General features: G+C 72.4%; 15 protein-coding genes. 7 read left to right on the forward strand and 8 right to left on the reverse strand.

The features are described 5' to 3' along the window. Positions 1-220: 220 nt before the first annotated feature. The 6 genes from Q5425_RS21240 to Q5425_RS21265 all read right to left on the reverse strand — a co-directional run bounded on the left by Q5425_RS21240 (position 221) and on the right by Q5425_RS21265 (position 6043). The gene (locus Q5425_RS21240; RefSeq protein WP_308674012.1) at positions 221-1510 is read right to left on the reverse strand and encodes a HAMP domain-containing sensor histidine kinase; all 1290 of its coding nucleotides are present in this window, start codon (positions 1508-1510) and stop codon (positions 221-223) included. A gap of 2 nt (positions 1511-1512) precedes the next feature. Beyond that, positions 1513-2223, reverse strand: a complete 711-nt coding sequence (locus Q5425_RS21245; protein ID WP_308674013.1) for a response regulator transcription factor — start codon at positions 2221-2223, stop codon at positions 1513-1515. A 47-nt stretch (positions 2224-2270) separates the two neighbouring features. After that, complete coding sequence (locus Q5425_RS21250) at positions 2271-2936, reverse strand: helix-turn-helix domain-containing protein (protein ID WP_308674014.1); 666 nt, start codon at positions 2934-2936, stop codon at positions 2271-2273. 39 nt (positions 2937-2975) lie between these two features. Then, positions 2976-3788, reverse strand: coding sequence for a sugar phosphate isomerase/epimerase family protein (locus Q5425_RS21255; RefSeq protein WP_308674015.1), 813 nt, complete (start codon positions 3786-3788; stop codon positions 2976-2978). After that, positions 3788-4921 carry a DUF993 family protein gene (locus tag Q5425_RS21260; RefSeq protein ID WP_308674016.1) on the reverse strand — a complete coding sequence of 378 codons (1134 nt, stop codon included), beginning with the start codon at positions 4919-4921 and terminating at the stop codon, positions 3788-3790. Before Q5425_RS21260 ends, Q5425_RS21255 begins: the two co-directional genes overlap by 1 nt. 81 nt (positions 4922-5002) lie before the next feature. Further along, positions 5003-6043, reverse strand: a complete 1041-nt coding sequence (locus tag Q5425_RS21265) for a LacI family DNA-binding transcriptional regulator (RefSeq protein ID WP_308674017.1) — start codon at positions 6041-6043, stop codon at positions 5003-5005. Between the two features lie 217 nt (positions 6044-6260). Between Q5425_RS21265 and Q5425_RS21270 the strand changes: the two genes are divergently transcribed. The 3 genes from Q5425_RS21270 (at position 6261) to lpdA (ending at position 8948) form a co-directional block, all read left to right on the forward strand. Next, on the forward strand, positions 6261-6665 hold the full coding sequence (locus Q5425_RS21270) for a nitroreductase family deazaflavin-dependent oxidoreductase (protein WP_308674018.1): 405 nt from the start codon (positions 6261-6263) through the stop codon (positions 6663-6665). 78 nt (positions 6666-6743) lie between these two features. After that, positions 6744-7508 (forward strand): lysophospholipid acyltransferase family protein, encoded by a 765-nt coding sequence (locus Q5425_RS21275; protein ID WP_308674019.1) that lies wholly within the window; start codon positions 6744-6746, stop codon positions 7506-7508. Between the two features lie 48 nt (positions 7509-7556). After that, positions 7557-8948 (forward strand): dihydrolipoyl dehydrogenase, encoded by a 1392-nt coding sequence (lpdA, locus tag Q5425_RS21280; RefSeq protein ID WP_308674020.1) that lies wholly within the window; start codon positions 7557-7559, stop codon positions 8946-8948. Here lpdA and Q5425_RS21285 read toward each other — a convergent pair. Continuing rightward, positions 8938-9384 carry a GNAT family N-acetyltransferase gene (locus Q5425_RS21285; protein WP_308674021.1) on the reverse strand — a complete coding sequence of 149 codons (447 nt, stop codon included), beginning with the start codon at positions 9382-9384 and terminating at the stop codon, positions 8938-8940. The genes lpdA and Q5425_RS21285 overlap by 11 nt on opposite strands. 84 nt (positions 9385-9468) lie before the next feature. Between Q5425_RS21285 and Q5425_RS21290 the strand changes: the two genes are divergently transcribed. The 4 genes from Q5425_RS21290 (at position 9469) to Q5425_RS21305 (ending at position 14459) form a co-directional block, all read left to right on the forward strand. Then, complete coding sequence (locus Q5425_RS21290) at positions 9469-10365, forward strand: NADP-dependent oxidoreductase (protein WP_308674022.1); 897 nt, start codon at positions 9469-9471, stop codon at positions 10363-10365. A 135-nt stretch (positions 10366-10500) separates the two neighbouring features. Then, positions 10501-12405: a S8 family serine peptidase gene (locus Q5425_RS21295; protein WP_308674023.1), complete on the forward strand. Its 1905-nt coding sequence runs from the start codon at positions 10501-10503 to the stop codon at positions 12403-12405. Between the two features lie 293 nt (positions 12406-12698). After that, positions 12699-13433 carry an SDR family oxidoreductase gene (locus Q5425_RS21300; protein ID WP_308674024.1) on the forward strand — a complete coding sequence of 245 codons (735 nt, stop codon included), beginning with the start codon at positions 12699-12701 and terminating at the stop codon, positions 13431-13433. 30 nt (positions 13434-13463) lie between these two features. After that, positions 13464-14459, forward strand: a complete 996-nt coding sequence (locus tag Q5425_RS21305) for an AraC family transcriptional regulator (protein WP_308674025.1) — start codon at positions 13464-13466, stop codon at positions 14457-14459. A gap of 108 nt (positions 14460-14567) precedes the next feature. Here the strand turns inward: Q5425_RS21305 and Q5425_RS21310 are convergent, their stop codons facing one another. Further along, the gene (locus Q5425_RS21310; protein ID WP_308674026.1) at positions 14568-15569 is read right to left on the reverse strand and encodes an SDR family oxidoreductase; all 1002 of its coding nucleotides are present in this window, start codon (positions 15567-15569) and stop codon (positions 14568-14570) included. Positions 15570-15576 lie beyond the last annotated feature (7 nt).

Consider the following 15576-nt stretch of genomic DNA (forward strand, 5'->3'; position numbering starts at 1 on the left):
AAACCCGAACCAACTACTACGCTCAAGCCCCAGCTGCCTGAAAACCCCGTGTCCGCCCCGCCGGGGCAACTCCACACTCGTGTCCGGAGGGGCATCACGCGTGTCTCCAGGGGCATCACGCGTGATCCGGGGGGCATCACGGGTGATGCCCCGCCAATCACGGGTGATGCCCCGCCAATCACGCGTGATGCCTCCCCAAGCACGGGTGATGCCCCGGGGATCACGTCGAAGTGCCGGCCGGGAGGAGGAGGGTGAACGTGGGCGGGTCGGGACGGCTCAGCCGGAGGCGGCCGCCTTCGGCTTCGGCGAGGCTGCGGGCCAGCCGCAGGCCGATGCCGTGGCCGGTGGGCGCGGTCGCGAACGGGTCCGTCTCGCCGAGGTCGGGGCCCTCGTCGGCGACGTCGATGGCGAGCGCGTCGCCGGCGTCGCGGGCGAGCACCGTGACCGTGCCGCGGCCGTGCGTCACCGCGTTGTCCAGCAGCACGGCGAGCACCTGCCGGACCGCCGCGGCCGCCGCGTGCGCCATCGGCGGGTCCTCCCGGCGGATCCGCAGCTCCCGCCCCCGCGGCCCGAGCAGGGCTTCGCCGGCCTGCCGGACCTCCTCGAGGATCGCGCCGAGGTCCAGCTCGGCCCGCGGTGCCCGGCGTTCCCGGCCCAGCGCCAGGAGGTCCTCGATGGTGCGTTCCAGCCGGTCGGCGGACGCGAGGCCGGCGCGGATGGCCGCGTACGGGTCCGCCGACGGCGTCTCCAGCGCGGCTTCGAGCTGCAGGCGCAGCCCGGTCAGCGGCGTGCGCAGCTGGTGCGACGCCTCCGCGGAGAACGCGCGCTCGCGTTCCAGGGTCTCGCCGATCCGGGTCGCGGTGGCGTCCAGCGCCTCGCCGACCTGGTCGATCTCGGCGACACCCGCACGCGGCGACCGGGCGCTGAAGTCGCCGTCGCCGAGCCGCCCGGCCGCGGCGGCGAGCTCCTCCAGGGGCCGGACGAGCCGGGTCGTGAACCGCCGGGCCAGCAGCCAGCTCACCCCGGTCGTCGCGACCGCGAGCCCGGCCATGCCGAGCCAGGTCAGCAGGATCCGCATCCGCAGCTGGGCCAGCGGCAGCGCGGCGCGGACCACGCCGGTCACCCGGGAGCCGCTGACCACCGGCACCGCCAGCGCCATTTCGTCGCCTTCGCGGCCGATGACGACGTCCATCGTGGCCTCCGCCGCCTGCCGCTCGACCGGGCCGGCGACGGCGGGTCCGTGCCCGGCGAGCAGCCGCCCGTCCGGGGCGTAGACCCCGACCTCGCCCTCGGCTTCGTCGTCGTCCTCGTCGAGCGGGGGCACGGTCGGAGTCCGGCCCGCGTTCAGGTCCGCCGAGACGACGAGCGCGGCGGCGTCCGCCGCCCGCTCCAGGTCGCCCTTGGTGTCGTCGTGGTAGTACTGCCACACCGCGATGCCCAGCGGCAGCGCGAAGAGCGCGGTCGCGACCAGGGCGGCCAGCACCGTCAGCGAAATGATCTTGCGGCGCACGGCTACCCTTCGGCGGCGGTGCGGGCCGGGTCTTCCAGCCGGTAGCCGTGCCCGCGCAGCGTGGCGATCCGCGGGACCTCGTCGTCGGGGCCGGCGGCCGCCGTCAGCTTGCGGCGCACCGCCGCGATGTGCACGTCCAGCGTCTTGGTCGAGCCGTACCAGTGCGCGTCCCAGACCTCGGACATCAGGGTCTCGCGGCTGACCGCGACGCCGGGCTGCTCGGCGAGCCGGGCCAGCAGGTCGAACTCCTTGGCCCGCAGGACCACCTCGCGCCCGCCCAGGGTGGCGCGGCGGCCGGCGATGTCGACGGTCAGCCCGCCGATGGTCACCGGGGGCCGGGCCGCGGCGGGCGCACCGCGCCGCAGGTGCGCCCGCACCCTGGCCAGCAGCTCGCCCAGCCGGATCGGCTTGGTGAGGTAGTCGTCGGCCCCGGCGTCCAGCCCGACGACGACGTCCATCTCATCCTGCCGCGCGGTCAGGATGACCAGCACCGCGGCGGGCAGCGCGGCCCGCAGGCGGCGGCACACCTCGACGCCGTCGAGGTCGGGCAGGCCGAGGTCGAGCAGCACGAGGTCGAAATCGCCGGTTTCGGCGGTTTTCTGGGCACTCCGCCCGTCGCGGCACCAGCACACCTGGTGACCGTGCAGCCGCAAGGTCGATTCGAGCACGCTGCCGATCGCCGCGTCGTCTTCCACCACCAGCAGGTTCGGCATGCCGGGAAGCCTAACCAACGGTCCGGCGGCCGCCCGGTGGATGTGGCCTAATCCGTCCGCGTACCGAGCCCGATCCGCGATATCCGCCGGGAGGCGCGGCCGACGGCTTCGGTCAGCGCAGCGATTTCCGCGTCCCCGAACCGGCTGGTCGGACCGGTGATCGCCAGTGCGGCGAGCACCCGCCCCTCGCCGTCGTGCACCGCAGCGGCGACGCTGGACGCGCCCGCCTCCGGCTCGCCGTGGCCGACCGCGGTGTCGCCGCCCCCGCCGCCGAGGACCTGCCCGGCGGGCCCGTACCCCAGCGGCAGCTCGTCACCCACCCGGCCCACGTGCCGGATGGCCCGCGACCCCTCCTGCTGGGCCACGCAGACGAGCACGGCGGTGCTGCGCACGTAGAGGTTCACCGTTTCGCCGCAGTCACCGGCCAGCTCACGAAGCACCTGCCGCACCGGCTCGGGCAGCTGCCACGCCGTGTTCGCCAGCTGCGCCCAGCGCAGCATCCCCGGCCCGACGGTGATCCGCCCGTCCGGACGCGTCCACAGCAGGCCGCGCTGCTCGCAGCTGGCGATCAGCCGCAGCACGGTCGTCTTCGCGAGGCCGCTGGCCGCGGTGAGGTCCTTGACCGCCCAGGTCCGGCGGTGTTCGGTGAAGAGAGCGAGCAGGTCGAACGCCCGCAGCACGCTCCGGACCCCACCGTCGTCGTCCGCCGTCATCGAGCGACCCCCGTCCGCTTGACAGCCCCAGCGTACCGGTCAGGCGACGAACCGCTCGAACGCCGCAACGGTCTCCGCAAGCACCTCCGCACCCGGGCGGGCCCACAGGTCCGCGTTGAACACCTCGACCTCGATCGGCCCGGTGTAGCCCGCGGCTTCCACGGCCGCGCGCAGGTGCCGGTGGTCGATCGGGCCGTCGCCGGGCAGGGCGCGGCCCAGCAGCGGGTCCGGCAGCGGCACGAGGACGTCGCACACGTGGAACCCGGCGATCCGGCCGGCGGCCGCGGCGATCGACGCCTCGATCCGCGGGTCCCACCAGACGTGGAACTCGTCCACGACGACGCCGACGTGGGCGGCCGGGTGTTCCAGCGCGATGGCCAGCGCCTGGTCTACAGTGGACAGCACCGACCGGTCCGCGCACTGCATCGGGTGCAGCGGTTCCAGGCCCAGCCGCACCCCGCGCTCCCCGGCGTACGGCGCCAGCTCGCCGACGGCGTCGGCGACGCGCTGCCGGGACGCGGCGAGGTCGTTGCCCGCGATGCCGCCCACGACCAGCACGAGCACGTCGGCGCCGAGCGCGGCGGCTTCGTCGATCGCCTCCCGGGTCTGCGCCACACCGTCCACAGGGGACCCGTCCGGCGTCACGCCGGTGAAGAACCCACCGCGGCACAACGACGAAACCCGCACACCGTGCTCCTTGAGCAGGCGCGCGGCCTCGTCGACGCCGGTCTCGGCGACCTTGTCGCGCCACAGGCCGATCCAGCCGACGCCCGCTTCGGCGCAGCCGGCCACGGCCTCGGGCAGCGACCAGGACTTGGTGGTGATCTGGTTGAGGCTCAGCCGGGGGTCCATCACACGACCCCCGCGGCCTGCAGCAGCGGCCGCATCCGGGCCTCGGCCAGGTCGGGGTCGGTCAGCACGCCGGCCTCGTCGGCGAGCCGCAGCAGCGTCGCCAGGTGGGTGATCGTGCGCGCGGATTCCTGGCCGGCGATCATCCGGAAGTGGTTCTGGTGGCCGTTGAGGTGGGCCAGGAACACCACGCCGGTCTTGTAGTGCCGGGTCGGCGCGCGGAAGATCTCGCGGGCCAGCGGCACGGTCGGGTCGAGCAGGGCGTGGAACCCGGCGCGGTCGCCGTCGCCCAGACGACGCAGTCCCGCCGCGGCGACCGGGGCGATCGGGTCGAAGATGCCGAGCAGGGCTTCGCTGTGGCCTGCCGCGTCCCCGGCGATCAGCTCGGGGTAGTTGAAGTCGTCGCCGGTGTAGCAGGCGACGCCGTCCGGGAGGGCCCGCCGGAACTCGACCTCGACTTCGGCGTCCAGCACCGAGACCTTCACACCGGCGATCGTGCCGGCGTGCCCGGCGCACAGCGCGGCCAGTTCGCGGGCCGCGGCGCGGACGTCGGCGTGGCCCCAGTAGCCGGCCAGCGCCGGGTCGAACTGCTCACCCAGCCAGTGCAGCAGGACCGGCCCGCCCGCCTCGGACAGCAGCTTCCCGTACGCCGCGTGGTAGTCGTCCGGGCCGGTCGCCGCCGCGGCCAGCGCGCGGCTGGCCATCACGACCGGGATCGCGCCCGCGCCCGCCACCAGGTCCAGCTGCTCGCGCCAGGCGTCCACAATGGACGCCACGGTGGCCGGTCCCGCCGGCAGCTGGTCGGTGCCGACCCCGGCGCACCAGCGCCGCCCGGCCGCGGCCGCGCCGGTGCGGGACACCAGTTCCTGCGTCGCCGGCCAGTCCAGGCCCATGCCGCGCTGCGCGGTGTCCATCGCCTCCGCGACGCCGAGCCCGCACGACCAGAGGTGCTCGCGGAAGGCCAGCGTCGTGTCCCAGTCCACGGCGTAGGGCTCGTCGGCCAGCGCGTCCGCGACGACGTGCGCGGCGGCGTAGGCGATGCGCCCCGAGGGCGGCGCCTTCGGGGGTTCGGGGGGCCGTGGCCCGGACGGCGACCAGTTCAGGAGCTCGCCGCCGGGAGCCGGGAGCACGAGCATCGAGGACCTCCGAGAGGGTCAGAAAGCGCTTTCTCAACCCACGGTAGGGCCTGTGCCGCGGCGCGACAAGGCCCGTGCGGGTCAGCGCTTGGGGCGTCCGGTGCTTTCGCGCAGGACGACCTCGCCGGAGAGCCGGACCGTCCGCGGCCGGGAGCCCGCGGCCCCCTTGATCGCCAGGTCCATCGCCCGTTCGCCGAGCTCCTCCAGCGGCAGCCGCACCGTGGTCAGCGCCGGGGCGAGGTCCCGGACCACCGGGATGTCGTCGAAGCCCGCCACCGAGATGTCACCGGGCACGGACAGCCCTTCCTCCCGCAACGCCGTCAGCGCGCCGATGGCCATCACGTCGGTGACGGCGAACAGGCAGGTCGGCAGCTTGCGCTTGCGGCCGGCGAGCAGCTGCTTCGTCGCCTCGTAGCCGCCGTCGCGGCTGAACGCACCCTCGATGACGTCTTCGTCGCGCAGTTCGATGCCCTGCGCGGCGAGCTCGCCGGAGAACCCGGCCAGCCGGTCGATCACGGTGCTCAGCCGCCGCGGCCCGGCCAGCACGGCGAACCGCTTGTGGCCGAGGCCGACCAGTTCCTTCGCCAGCGCCGCGGCGCCGCCCTTGTTGTCCGGCTGCACGGTGTCGATCTTGAGCCCGCGGTGCCTGCTGACCGCCGCGACCTGGCCGCCGCCGCGCCGGTAGGGCTCCAGCTCGGCGGCCATCGCGCGTTCCCACGCCCGGTCCTCGAACGCCGAGCCGATGAGCAGGATGGCCGCGGCCCGCTGGGCGCGCAGCGTCGAGACGTAGGCGACCTCGCGGTCCGGGTCGCGGAACGTGCCGGCGAGCATCACGAGCAGCCCGTTGTCGGTGGCCACCCGCATCACCCCGCCCGCGATCGCGGCGAAGTACGGGTCGCTGACGTCGTGGCAGATCACGCCGACCGTGCGGTGGGTGCCGCCGGCGAGCGCCTGTGCGTGCGCGTTGGGGGCGTAGGCCAGTTCGGCCGCGGCGGCGGACACCCGCTCCCGCAGGTCGGCGCGGACGGAGGCGGTGCCGTTGAGCACCCGCGACGCCGTCGCGAGCGAGACGTTCGCGCTGCGTGCCACGTCTTCGAGTGTCACGTGCGGCCGGGCCTTCATGGCTGGCTCCTCCAAGATCGGTCTCGAGTGTCTCGGCGTGCTCGGTCGGTGCAATCTACTGGGAGGAGGGTGTGCCGGGAGAAGCCGCTGCTCGGGGGACCTCCCCCGAACGAGTGAAACCCGCGGGAAGATCGCGCGTGCTGCGTGTGTTGTGAACCAGGAGAACCGTCAAGTGGTGAGCCCGCCACTGCCGAAAGACCGCGAAAGGAAATCACGCATGCTGTTCGGTGACGAGCACGTCCGCCGCTACGAGGAGACCGACGGGGAGGTCGGCCACGACTGGAAGGAAGGCGTCCCGACACTGGTGCTGACCACCAAGGGCCGCAAGACCGGCCAGGAGCGCAAGTTCGCCCTGATCTACCAGGAGGTCGACGGCAACGCGGTGATCGTGGCCTCCAAGGGCGGCGCGCCGAACCACCCCGGCTGGTACTTCAACCTCGTCGAGCACCCCGAGGTCGGCGTCCAGATCAAGGCGGACAAGTTCACCGCGCGCGCCCGCACGGCCGAGGGCGAAGAGCGCGCGAAGCTGTGGGAGAAGCTCGCCGCCGTCTGGCCGGACTACAACGAGTACGCCAAGAAGACCGACCGCGAGATCCCCGTCGTGGTGCTCGAGCGGCTCTGAAGTTTTTCGCTGTGATCTGCGCCGCGTTCGGCGCGGGTGCGGGCCGAACCGGCCGGTCGTGGGCTACGAATGACAACCATGACCGACCGCTGGACCGCACTGGACCTCGAAGGTGAGCTGCTCACCCGGCGCCAGATGATCGCCTACGGCCGGCGCTTCGCCCGCGCCGGCCGTGGTGCCTGGTACAGCTTCGCGATCGAGGTGGTCTGGCAGTTCCTCGCCCAGACGACCCGGTTCCGGGTGCGCGGCTCGCACCACATCCCGAAGTCCGGCGGGGTGCTGGTGGCGTCGAACCACCTCTCGTTCGCCGACCCGGCGACGCTGACGGCGTTCTGCCTCGCGGCGGGGCGCGTGCCGCGGTACCTGGCGAAGGCGTCGCTGTGGAAGCTGCCGGTGCTAGGCCGCGTGATGCGCTCCGGCCGGCACATCCCCGTCTACCGCGGCGCGGCGACGGCCGCGGAGGCCTACCGCGACCTGGTCGCCTCGGTGCGGGCGGGCGAGTGCGTCGCGATCTTCCCGGAAGGCACGTTCTCGAACGACCCGGACGGCTGGCCGATGCACGGCAAGACCGGCGTCGTGCGCGCCGCGCTCGAGACCGGCGCCCCGGTGATCCCGGTGGCCAACTGGGGTACCCACCACCTGCTGCCGCCGACGGCGAAGTTCCCGCGTGCGCTGCCGCGCAAGACCGTCGAGCTGCTCGCCGGGCCGCCGGTCGACCTCTCGGATCTCGTCGGCCGCGAGCTGACCCGCGCGGTGCTGGAGGAGGCGACGGCCCGGATCATGGCCGCGATCACCGAGTTGCTGGTTTCGCTCCGCGGCGAGGAGCGCCCGGCCGCCGCCTGAGGTCCGCGTCACCCCGCCCGGGCCTGCCGGAAAGGGTAGTTTCGGGGTATGAGTGCACAACACTTTGATGTCGTCGTGCTGGGGGCCGGGGTAGGCGGCTACGTCGCGGCGATCCGCGCGTCCCAGCTGGGGCTGAGCACCGCGGTGGTCGAGGAGAAGTACTGGGGCGGGGTCTGCCTGAACGTCGGGTGCATCCCGTCGAAGGCGCTGCTGCGCAACGCCGAGCTGGCGCACGTGGTGACGCAGGAGGCGAAGGCGTTCGGCATCTCCTCCGACAGCCCGATCCGCGTCGACTACACGGCCGCCTACGAGCGGAGCCGGAAGGTCGCCGACGGGCGCGTCAAGGGCGTGCACTTCCTGATGAAGAAGAACAAGATCACCGAGTTCGACGGGCGCGGCACGTTCCTCGACGACCACACCCTCGAGGTGAACGGCTCGCCGATCACGTTCGACCACTGCATCATCGCGACGGGCGCGACGACGCGGCTGCTGCCCGGGACTTCGCGCAGCGAGCGCGTGGTGACGTACGAAGAGCAGATCCTGTCGAGCGAGCTGCCGTCGAGCATCGTCATCGCCGGCGCGGGCGCGATCGGCGTCGAGTTCGCCTACGTGCTGCACAACTACGGCGTCGACGTCACGATCGTCGAGTTCCTCGACCGGATGGTGCCGCTGGAGGACGCCGAGGTGTCGGCCGAGCTGGCGCGCCGGTACCGCAAGCTCGGCATCAAGGTGCTGACCTCGACCCGCGTCGAGTCGATCGACGACTCCGGGGAGTCGGTGCGCGTCACGGTGTCGTCTGAGAAGAACGGCGAGCAGGTCCTCGAGGCCGACAAGGTCATGCAGGCGATCGGCTTCCAGCCCCGGGTGGAGGGCTACGGCCTGGAGAAGACCGGCGTGGCGCTGACCGAGCGCGGCGCGATCGCGGTGGACGGCCGCGGCCGCACGAACGTCGGCCACATCTTCGCGATCGGCGACGTGACGGCGAAGCTGATGCTGGCGCACGCGTCGGAGTCGATGGGCGTGGTGGCGGCGGAAACGATCGCGGGCGCCGAGACGATGGAGCTCGACTTCCCGATGATCCCGCGCGCCACGTACTGCCAGCCCCAGATCGCCAGCTTCGGCTGGACGGAGGAGCAGGCCCGCGAGAAGGGCTTCGACGTCCAGGTGGCGAAGTTCCCGTTCACGGCCAACGGCAAGGCCCAGGGCCTCGGCGACGCGGGCGGCTTCGTCAAGCTGATCAGCGACGCGAAGCACGGGGAACTGATCGGCGGCCACCTGATCGGCCCGGACGTGACGGAGCTGCTGCCGGAGCTGACGCTGGCCCAGCAGTGGGACCTGACGGTGCACGAGGTGGCGCGCAACGTCCACGCCCACCCGACGCTGGGCGAAGCGGTGAAGGAAGCCCTGCACGGCCTCGCGGGTCACATGATCAACATGTAGGGACGTCGAAGCGGAGCTCCGGCCGGTCCCAGCGAACCTTCGGCGGTTTCGCCGGGATCGTGCCGGTGCGCCGCGCACCCATCCGGAGGTAGAACGCCAACGCCGGCGGGTACGAGACGACCCGCACGCTGTCCAGCCCGCGCTCACGCGCTTCGGCGAGCAGGTGGGCGATCAGCCGGGCGCCGATGCCGCGCCCCTGCGCTTTGTCCGCTACGAACAGGATGTCGAGTTCCGCTTCCAGCAGCGCGTAGAAGCCGAGGACCTCGCGGCCCGCGGTGGCGGTGAAGGTCGGGTTGGCTTCGACGTACCCGGGCGTGACCGCGTAGCCGTCCAGGATGGACGCGTATTCGCCTTGGTAGGCCGAAGAAGCGTGCATCAGGGCGGTCAAGGCACCGGCTTGGTCCGGGGTGGCGCGGACGATCTCGATTTCCTCCATGCGCGGACCGTACGGCAGCCCACCGACATTTTCCGGCCGCTGCGCGGTTGACCTCCAGCGAGCTTGAAGTATCAGACTGGCGCCATGAAAGCCGTAGCGTTCACCGAATTCGGCGGGCCCGAAGTGCTCCGCGTCCTCGATCTGCCGGAGCCGCACGCCGGGCCCGGGCAGGTCCGCGTGCGTGTCAAAGCCGCCGGGGTGCAGCCGTACGACGCCGCCGTCCGTGCCGGGTGGGAGCCGCCGGGCCTGACTCTCGGCTGGCCGCGCGTCCCCGGGAACGAGTTCGCCGGCGTCGTCGACGAAGGCGAACTCGAGGCCGGCACCGAAGTTCTCGGCTTCACCGCCGTGCAGGCCGCCGCCGAGTACATCGTCGTGCCCGCTTCCGACGTCACGCCGAAGCCGCCGGACATGCCGTGGGAGGTCGCCGGCGGGTTCACCGCCGGCACGCAGACCGCGTCGATCGCCCTGGAAACGCTGAACCTGCGCGCAGGGCAGACGCTGCTGATCCACGGCGCCGCCGGGTCCGTCGGCACCGCCGCCGTCCAGCTCGCGCGGCTGCGGGGTGCCCACGTGGTCGGCACCGCGAGCGAGGCCAATCAGGATTACCTGCGCGAGCTGGGTGCGACGCCCGTCGTCTACGGCGAAGGCCTGAAGGGCCGCATCGAGGCGGCCGCGCCGCAGGGGGTCGACGTAGTGCTCGACGGCGCCGGCGGGGAGGCACTCAACGTCTCACTCGACCTGGTGAAGGAGCGGGAGCGGATCCTCACGCTCGTCGACCACCACCGGGCCGCGGAGCTCGGCGTGCTCGTCTCGAAGTCCGGGCGCTCGGCCGCGCGGCTCGCCGAGCTGGCCGCGCTCTACGCCAAGGGCGATCTGCGCTTCCACGTGCGCCGCGCCTACCCGTACCCCGAGGCCGCCGCCGCGCACCGGGAAATCGAAACCGGACACGGCCGGGGAAAAATAGTTCTCACATTCTCCTGATTGTTCCAGCATGTGGACCACGGGGCGTTCCCGACTTTGGTCGCTGGACCACGGACCGGTCACTACTTAGATTCTCCCCAGTACACCGGTCGGGTGTCATTCGGTCGAGTGACCGAGTACCACAGGGAGACATCGATGGTGAGATTCAGCCGGGTCGCCGCGCACGCGGTTCCGCTGACGGTCGGCGCGCTGCTGCTGACCACGGGGGTCTCGGCGGCGCAGCCGTCCACCGTGGACGCGGCGGCCGCGCGCACCGAGGCGGGCATCAGCGCGCTGCAGAGCATCAAGAAGAGCCTGAGCCCCGCGGAACGCAAGCAATCGAGCCGGCTGGTCGTCGAGAAGCGGTTGCGGGCCGACCGGGCGCTGGCCGCGAAGCTGCCCGAATACCGCTCCGGTGTGGGTGTCAGCAACGCCGGCACCGTTTCGGTCGACATCGCCGCCCACGGGACCGCCGTCGCGAACGCCGTCAAGGCGGCGGGCGGCACCGTCCGGTCCGTCTCGCCGGACGGTGCCGTCCGCGCCGACCTGCCGCTGTCCGCGCTGGACGCGATCGCCGGCCGGGCCGACGTCGCCGAGGTGCAGCCGGCCGCGCAGGCCACCACCTGGAGCGAGCAGGGCAACCGCGACTTCCGCCAGGCGCTGGCCGCGAAGGCCGCCGCCGCGACGCAGGTGTCCGAAGGCGACAAGGCGCACGGCGCCGACTCGGCCCGCGCCACCTACGGCGTCAGCGGCTCCGGCGTGAAGGTCTGCGTGCTCTCCGACGGCGTCGACTCCCTGGCGAAGTCGCAGAGCGCCGGCGAACTGCCCGCGGTGGACGTCCTGTCCGGCCAGAAGGGCAGCGGCGACGAGGGCACCGCGATGCTCGAGATCATCCACGACCTCGCGCCGAACGCGACCCTCGGCTTCGCGACCGCCTTCACCAGCGAGGCCAGCTTCGCGGCGAACATCCGCGCGCTGCGCACCACCGGCAACTGCCGGATCATCGTCGACGATGTCTCCTACTTCGACGAGTCGCCGTTCCAGGACACGCAGGTCGCGCAGGCGGTCAACGACGTGACCGCGGCCGGTGCGCTGTACTTCTCCTCGGCGGGCAACTCGGGCAACGCGACCGACGGCACCAGCGGTTACTACGAAGGTGACTTCCGCGCGTCGTCGTCGAAGATCAGCGGCGTCACCGGCACCCCGCACGACTTCGACCCGAGCAGCACCACGCAGAACTTCGACGCCCTCTCGGCCGGCTCGCTCGGCCGCCCGGTGACGCTGTTCTGGTCCGACCCGTGGGGCAAGTCCGCCAACGACTACGACCTGTTCATCCTGAACTCTTCGGGCAGCGTCGTGGCCTCCAGCGAAAACGCGCAGTCGGGTTCGCAGAACCCGTACGAAATCGCGTCCGTGCCCACCAGCGGCTCCGGTTTCCGGGTCGCGGTGGTCAAGTACAGCGGCGCCGACCGGTTCATCGCGCTGAACGTCATCCGCGGCCGGTTCGTGGCTTCGGGTTCGCTCAAGGCGTTCAGCACCGACGGCGTCACGAACGGCCACTCGGCCGCGGTCAACGCGTTCAGCGTGGCGGCGGCGCCGGCGGCGGGCGCGTTCACCCGGCCCCTGGAGACCGGCGACCCGGCCAACCCGGCCGGCCCGTACCCCGGCCTGTACACGGCGTCGAGCAAGTGGGAGCGGTTCTCCTCCGACGGCAAGCGCCGCCTGTTCTACAACGCGGACGGCACGGCGATCACCCCGGGCAACGTGTCCGCGACCGGCGGCACGGTCCGCACCAAGCCGGACATCACCGCGGCCGACGGCGTCGCCACCTCGGTGACGGGTTTCCAGCCGTTCTTCGGAACATCGGCGGCGGCCCCGCACGCGGCGGCCATCGCGGCCCTGCTGCTGTCGGGCAAGCCGGCGGCAACGCAGGCCCAGATCCGCACGGCCCTGGTGTCCTCGGCGATCGACCTGGGCGCGCCCGGGTTCGACACGGTGACGGGCACCGGCGTGATCATGGCCGGCCCGGCCTTGGCCGCGCTGGGTGTGCCGGCGAAGTAGGGACGGTTTTCGGGAACGGGGGTCCGGTGTCGGCCGGGCCCCCGTTCCCGTCGTTTCGGGCCGGTGACCAAGGGCCGGTGCCGGGATCTCCGGTGGGGAAAACAGTCCGGCTTCCTCCGCGGTCGGGCGCGAGCCGCTTCGCGAGGGGCCTCGGTCGCGCGCCCGTTGCCGTGGGGTCGGCCGCCGGCGCACACGCGGTCCGATCGTGTCGGCGACCCGGCCCGCGGGCAGCTAGGGTGCCTAACCGGCGGGCTCGCGCGAGGTCCCGTCGGCGAACAGACCGAGGAGGCGGGATGGCAAAGACGGCGGTGGTCACCGGAGCGGGTTCGGGAATCGGGCGGGCGGTGGCCCAGGCGCTCCTGGCCGACGGCTACCACGTCGCACTCGCCGGGCGGCGCGCCGACGCTCTCGACAAAACCGCCTCCGGCTTCGAAAACGCGCTCGCCGTCCCCACCGACGTTTCCGACGAGCGCGCCGTCGAAGCCCTCTTCCAGGCTGTCCGCGACAAGTGGGGCCGGCTCGACCTGCTCTTCAACAACGCCGGCGTCTCGGCCGGCGGCACCATCGCCGACCTGTCCGTCGAGGACTGGAAGCGGACCGTCGACGTCAACCTCACCGGGATGTTCCTCTGCGCGCGGCAAGCCGTCCGGCTCATGAAGGACCAGGACCCGCGCGGCGGCCGGATCGTCAACAACGGCTCGATCTCCGCCCACGCGCCGCGGCCGGCCAGCGTCGCCTACACCGCCACGAAGCACGCCGTCACCGGGTTGACGCGGTCGATCTCGCTCGACGGCCGGGCCTGGGACGTCGCCTGCGGGCAGATCGACATCGGTAACGCCGCCACCGAAATGACCGAGCGGATGGCCGCCGGCATCCCGCAGGCCGACGGCCGGGTCCTCGCCGAGCCGACGTTCGACGTCCGGCACGTCGCCGACGCCGTGCGGTACATGGCCGGGCTGCCGCTCGACACGAACGTCCAGTTCCTCACCGTCACCGCGACGGCGATGCCCTTCATCGGCCGCGGCTAGCACACCGGCAGCACTCCGGGGGGAGACCAAATGCACGGGCCGCACATGTTGTTCGAGGGGAACGACGTGGAGGCGCTGGACGAGGTGGTGACCGGGGAGTTCTCACCCCACGGCCTGCGCGTCGGCCGCGGGGACTCCTCGCCCGCCCGCTTCCGCCGCCTGCACCGGCAGGGGCTGGCGCTGTACGAGCTGGGGTGGGGCGTCCCGGTCGAGGTCGTGGCCGGCGAACTGCCCGACTTCCACAACGTCCACATCCCGCTCGCCGGTGGGAGTTCCGTCCGGGTGGCGGGCCGCGAAGTCGCCGCGTCGTGCTCGGTTGCCGGGCCCGGGATGACCCTGGGCATGTCCCTGTCGGCCACGGCGGACACGCTCATCCTGTTCCTGCCGCAGGCGGTGGTGGACAACGCGGTCGCCGCGCAGACCGGTGAACCGCCCGCTGCCGCCCTGCGGTTCGACCCCGCCTTGGCGGACGGCGACCCGGCGGTGGCCGCGTGGCTGGCGACCGCGCGGGCCTTCGCGCAGTTCACGGCGTCCCCGCTGGCGGCCCGGTCCCCGCTGGCCGCCGCGCACTTCGAACAGGTCCTCGTGCACGGCCTGGTGGACCTCCAGCCGCACGACCATTCCGCCGCCCGGCCCGCGTACGCCCATCCGGCGTTGCCGCGTGTCGTGCGACGAGCGATGGCGTACTGCGAGGAACACGCGGGTGAGCCGATATCGGTGGCGGACATGGCCGCGGCGGCGCGGGTCAGCCCGCGTACCCTGCAGGACCGCTTCCGCACCGACTTCGGGACCACCCCGGCGGCCCACCTGCGGCGGGTCCGGCTGGACCGGGTGCACCAGGACCTGCTGCGCATCGCGGACGGTTCCGCGTCCGGCACGGTCGCCGAGGTCGCGACGCGCTGGGGCTTCACGCACCTCGGCCGGTTCGCTGCGTACTACCGCGAGGCGTACGGGCAGGTGCCCTCCCGCACCGCCGAACCGGATCCGGGCCGGCAAGCCGGAATCCGCGGGCCGGTCGGCGGATAACGGATAGAGGACGGTCGCCCACCAGCCGTACGCTGAACGACGTCAGGGGGGTGTCCATGCCGGCATGGCCAGGGGGTCTGTGCCGGCATGGACGACTACGGACCCGTTCTAGGGGATCACCCGCGCCTTCCGGAAATCGTCGAACAACCGGTAGAACATCTGCTCCGTCTCGACGTATTCGTGGAAACCCGCCCGCCGTGCCTTCGACGTGTCCGCGAACATGTCGTAGTCCCAGCCGAACACGAAGTCGCCGAACGCCCACGACGACGAAACGTCCGCATAGGACGCCGAAAGACCATACTCCGCCGCCATTGACGTCCACAGTGGACCTTTGTCCGCCATGACGTCCACCAGCGACATCCGCAGCGGGGGCGCGACCTCCAACCCGAAGTACGCTGCCAGCTTCGGCCAGAGCTCGCGCCAGCGGAACAGGTCGCCGTTCGCGATGTTGAACGCACCCTCGTGCCCGGTCGCCCAGACCGTCGCCGAGGCCAGCAGGCCCGCGTCGGTCATCTCCAGCAGGCTGTCGTACGCGCCCGGCTGGCCGGGGAAGCGCAGCGGCAGCCCGAGTTCCTTCGAAATCGAGGCGTACACCGCGATCACCAGCGCCAGGTTCATCGGGTTGCCCAGCGCGGTGCCGCCGACGACCGACGGCCGGATCGCCGACCAGGTCCACTCGCCCGCGCGCCGCTCGAGGAACTGCTGCTGGTCGACGTTGAACTCCGGTGGCATGTGCCCCGCGTCCGTCTCGCGTGCCGGGGTCTTGAACGGGCCGAGGTGCGCGCCGTACACCTTGTAGCCCTGCATCAGGCTGATGTGCTGCAAGCCGGGCGCCACCGCGTCGACCAGGTTCGTCAGCATCGCCAGGTTCGGCGGGACGAGCTCCGCCCACGTCGGCCGGTCCTGGTACGCCGCGTAGAAGAGGTGCGTGACGCCGGTCAGCGCCCCCACTTTCGCTCGGGTGTCGGCCGCGTCGAGCAGGTCGACGGCGAGATCACCCCGCCGGGAGAGGCCGATGACGTCCCAGCCGCCCGTCGCGCGCAGGTGGTCCACGAGGTTCTTGCCGATGATGCCGCCGGCCCCGGCGACCAAAGCTGTCTTTCGTTCCATGTCTCCA

It is taken from the genome of Amycolatopsis sp. A133, from assembly GCF_031082405.1.
Taxonomy (GTDB): Bacteria; Actinomycetota; Actinomycetes; order Mycobacteriales; family Pseudonocardiaceae; genus Amycolatopsis.

Coding starts and splice junctions, on each gene's coding strand:
- Q5425_RS21245 (WP_308674013.1), bottom strand. CDS start 2,223: ATGCCGAACCTGCTGGTGGTGGAAGACGACGCGGCGATCGGCAGCGTG.
- Q5425_RS21250 (WP_308674014.1), bottom strand. CDS start 2,936: ATGACGGCGGACGACGACGGTGGGGTCCGGAGCGTGCTGCGGGCGTTC.
- Q5425_RS21255 (WP_308674015.1), bottom strand. CDS start 3,788: ATGGACCCCCGGCTGAGCCTCAACCAGATCACCACCAAGTCCTGGTCG.
- Q5425_RS21260 (WP_308674016.1), bottom strand. CDS start 4,921: ATGCTCGTGCTCCCGGCTCCCGGCGGCGAGCTCCTGAACTGGTCGCCG.
- Q5425_RS21265 (WP_308674017.1), bottom strand. CDS start 6,043: ATGAAGGCCCGGCCGCACGTGACACTCGAAGACGTGGCACGCAGCGCG.
- Q5425_RS21270 (WP_308674018.1), top strand. CDS start 6,261: ATGCTGTTCGGTGACGAGCACGTCCGCCGCTACGAGGAGACCGACGGG.
- Q5425_RS21275 (WP_308674019.1), top strand. CDS start 6,744: ATGACCGACCGCTGGACCGCACTGGACCTCGAAGGTGAGCTGCTCACC.
- lpdA (WP_308674020.1), top strand. CDS start 7,557: ATGAGTGCACAACACTTTGATGTCGTCGTGCTGGGGGCCGGGGTAGGC.
- Q5425_RS21285 (WP_308674021.1), bottom strand. CDS start 9,384: ATGGAGGAAATCGAGATCGTCCGCGCCACCCCGGACCAAGCCGGTGCC.
- Q5425_RS21290 (WP_308674022.1), top strand. CDS start 9,469: ATGAAAGCCGTAGCGTTCACCGAATTCGGCGGGCCCGAAGTGCTCCGC.
- Q5425_RS21295 (WP_308674023.1), top strand. CDS start 10,501: ATGGTGAGATTCAGCCGGGTCGCCGCGCACGCGGTTCCGCTGACGGTC.
- Q5425_RS21300 (WP_308674024.1), top strand. CDS start 12,699: ATGGCAAAGACGGCGGTGGTCACCGGAGCGGGTTCGGGAATCGGGCGG.
- Q5425_RS21305 (WP_308674025.1), top strand. CDS start 13,464: ATGCACGGGCCGCACATGTTGTTCGAGGGGAACGACGTGGAGGCGCTG.
- Q5425_RS21310 (WP_308674026.1), bottom strand. CDS start 15,569: ATGGAACGAAAGACAGCTTTGGTCGCCGGGGCCGGCGGCATCATCGGC.